Annotated in this window: 4 protein-coding genes and 1 pseudogene; all 5 read right to left on the bottom strand. The window is 66.1% G+C overall.

The window, feature by feature from the left end:
* The coding region (locus tag EOA24_RS31940) for an LLM class flavin-dependent oxidoreductase (protein ID WP_127410483.1) at positions 1 to 407 on the bottom strand (407 nt) is incomplete at its 3' end.
* 74 nt (positions 408 to 481) lie between these two features.
* Complete coding sequence (locus EOA24_RS31935; protein WP_126080333.1) at positions 482 to 1,450, bottom strand: sulfonate ABC transporter substrate-binding protein; 969 nt, start codon at positions 1,448 to 1,450, stop codon at positions 482 to 484.
* A gap of 456 nt (positions 1,451 to 1,906) precedes the next feature.
* Positions 1,907 to 2,092 carry a hypothetical protein gene (locus tag EOA24_RS31930; RefSeq protein ID WP_126080332.1) on the bottom strand — a complete coding sequence of 62 codons (186 nt, stop codon included), beginning with the start codon at positions 2,090 to 2,092 and terminating at the stop codon, positions 1,907 to 1,909.
* A 22-nt stretch (positions 2,093 to 2,114) separates the two neighbouring features.
* On the bottom strand, positions 2,115 to 2,975 hold the full coding sequence (locus EOA24_RS31925; protein WP_126080331.1) for an ABC transporter permease subunit: 861 nt from the start codon (positions 2,973 to 2,975) through the stop codon (positions 2,115 to 2,117).
* Positions 2,972 to 3,221: pseudogene (gene tauB, locus EOA24_RS31920) on the bottom strand (taurine ABC transporter ATP-binding subunit); the annotation flags it as partial. The gene EOA24_RS31925 and the pseudogene tauB, both read right to left, overlap by 4 nt.

Genomic DNA, 3,221 nt, shown 5'->3' with positions numbered 1-3,221 from the left:
TGCGCATAGCGCTCGTCATGCGGCAGGAACACGCCGTCGCCGGCAAGCTCGGTCGGGTTGCCGCCGACCACGACATTGAGCAGCAGGCGGCCGTTGCTCAGCCGGTCGAGCGCCGCGGTCTGGCGCGCCGCGAAGGTCGGCAGCGTCACGCCGGGTCGCAGCGCAACGAGGAACTTCAGCCTTTCCGTCAGCGTCGCGAGCCCGGTGGCGGTGATCCAGGAATCCTCGCAATTCTGCCCGGTGGGCAAAAGCACGCCGGGGAAGCCCAGCCGGTCGACCGCCTGCGCGATCTCCTTGAAATAGCCGAACTCGGGCGGCCGCTGCTGCTTCTCGGTACCGAGATAGGAGCCGTCGCCATGCGTCGGGATGAACCAGAAGAAATCGAGCGGGCTGGCTGAAGCGGTCATGGCTGAACCCTGGGAGAAGGCAGGAGAAAATACGACGGCGCCGGGCGTTCGCCGCCCGGCGCCGTGGACGAAAATCAGTTGCCCGGCGCGGTCCAGACGGCGTCGGATATCCGCACCGCTTTCGGGATCAGCCCGAGCTTGAAGAAGCGGTCGGCGGTCGCCTGCTGGCCGGCGACGATCTCGGCGGTGATCGGATAAATGCCGAACTTGGTGCGATTGGCGGCGATCGTCTGCGCGTCGAGCGGCACGCCGGTCACCTCATGCAGCGCCTCGGCCACCTTGTCGCGGTTCTGGTCCGCCCACTTCGCCGCGTCGCCGAGCGCGGCGATCGTCGTCGAGACGAAATCCGGATGCGCCTTCGCGAAATCCTTGTTGGCGAGGAAATAGGTGTTGACCTGGAGCACGTCGATGGAGCGGGCAAGCACCCGCGGCTGGTAGCGCGTTTCAGCGATGGCGAAGAACGGATCCCACACCGCCCATGCATCGATCTGGTCGCTGGCGAAGGCGGCCGCCGCATCGGCGGGGCTGAGGTAGACGGGCGTGACTTGGTCGAAGGGGATGCCGGCTTTCTCCAGGGCGGCAACGACCAGATTGTGCGCGCTGGTGCCCTTGCCGACGCCGATGCGCTTGCCCTTGAGGTCGGCCAACGACTGGATCGGCGAGGCCGGCTTGACGAAGATCGCCTCGCCCTCGCCATTGGAGGGCAGCGCCGCCGCATAGACGATGTTGGCGCCGGCCGACTGGCCGAAGATCGGCGGCGCGTCGCCGGTCCAGCCGACATCGATGGCGCCGACATTCAAGGCTTCCACCAGCGGCGGGCCGGCAGTGAACTCGACCCACTTCACCGTCACGCCCTTGTCGGCCAGCGCCTTTTCGATGATCTGCTGCTGCCGGGCGATCACCGGCAGGCCGGTCTTCTGGTAGCCGATGTTGAACGCCTTGAGGTCCTGCGCGGCGGCGAAGGATGTCGTCCCAAAGGATGCGGCAAAGGCCGCCGCTGTAAGCAGGCCGACGCCGAATGCGCGTCTCGTCAGATTGAACATGACCCTCTCCTTCGTTGGTCCCGAACTGCCGGGCGATTGGAATAAGGTCAGGCTAGGTAAATCTATAAAGCTAGTAGAGAAACGATCTTGCGAGTTCGGCGGATTTCATGGAATTATTTTCTGCGCGTAACCCTGGGTGTCGTCATCCTAGTTGAGACCGCACAGGGATTTTGATCGGTCGGCCCTGTTTGCGTTGGCGGGCGGCATGCGTTGGAGATTGGCCGAAACCCCCATCGCGATCCATGCCGTTACCTTCGCCGCGGCGTGCAACGGAGCAGAATTCTGCACCGTGGCGGCGCTTCCAAGTCACGGCATGGATTCTATGGTCTGCGCCGCGTCGCTTCGCTCCTTGCTCCGCCATAGAATGACGAGGTTGGGAGGGCGGCTTCAACCAATCGACGCGGCGCAGACATTAGGATGACGAAGTCGCCAGCGCTGGCGTCCCCCACTTCCCGATCATTGCGACCAGTACTGCCAGGCCCAGTAGAAGCTCTCGTCGCGCGGCGGCAGGCGATCGCGGTCGCCGGCAAGCAGCACCGGCGTCGGCGAATTCGGTTCGTCTGCCTGCTGTTTGTCGCTCGGCGGCAGACGCAACAGCCATGTGCCGACATGCGCAAACAGCACTGCGGTGGAATGGGTCATCGTCCTTCTCCTTCGCTTGAGCTCATTCCCGTCCCGCCCAGGGCACCAGCACCCGCTCGATCCGGCGGATGACGAATTCGAGCGCAAAAGCGATGATCGCGATCACCAGTATGCCCATCACCACCACGTCGGTGACCAGGAATTGCGCCGCCGACTGGATCATGAAGCCGAGCCCCCGCGTCGCCGCGACCAGCTCGGCTGCGACCAGCGTCGACCAACCGGCGCCGAGCGCGATGCGCAGGCCGGTGAGGATTGAAGGCAGGGCGCTGGGCAGGATCACGTGGCGGATGACCTGGGCGCGCGTGGCGCCGAGCGACCGCGCCGCGTCGACGCGCTCGCGCGAAACGCCGCGCACGCCGGCGGCGGTCGACAGCGCCACCGGCGCCAGCATGGCGATGGCGATCACCAGGATCTTCGACGGCTCGCCGATGCCGAACCAGATGATGATCAGCGGCAGATAGGCGAGCGGCGGAATCGGACGCAGGAATTCGAGCAGCGGGTCGAACACGCCGCGCCCGATCCGGCTGATGCCGATGGCGAGGCCGACCGGCACGCCGACGAGGATGGCCGCGATCAGCGCCGCAAACACACGCCAGAGCGACGCGAGGATGTGCTGGAGCAATGTGGCATCGACGAAACCGTCGCGGACAACGATGACGAACTTTGCCCAGACCGCGGCGGGCGAGGGCAGGAAAACCGGCGACACCAGCTGCAGCGAGGACGCCGCCGTCCAGGCAGCGAGCAGCACGAGGATGGTGATCGCGCTGACCAGCCTGGCCGATACGACCGTCCTTTTCGGTCGCGGCCGCGACCATGGCACGGAAAGCCCGTCGGTCTCGCCGGCCTTCGCGGCGGGCCTTTCGCTGTAAGTGCTCACGCTCATGCCGCCTCTCCTTCGAAGATCGAGTCGGTCAGATCCGCGCGGGCCGCGGCGAAGCCGGGATCGGCCTTGATCGCGCGGATCGGCTCGCCGGCGGCGTAGCGGCGGCCGAAATTCGTTTCGAAAGTCCGCACCACGTGCCCTGGACCGGGCGCCAACACGACGATGCGGGTCGCCAGCACCAGCGCCTCCTCGATGCCGTGCGTCACCATCAGCACGCCGACTTGGGCCGCTGCCCACAGGTCGAGC

Origin of the sequence: Mesorhizobium sp. M2A.F.Ca.ET.039.01.1.1 (assembly GCF_003998035.1) — a bacterium.
Lineage (GTDB): Bacteria > Pseudomonadota > Alphaproteobacteria > Rhizobiales > Rhizobiaceae > Mesorhizobium.
The sequence above is the reverse complement of the archived record's forward strand: the minus strand, read 5'-3'. Positions and strand labels throughout refer to the sequence as shown.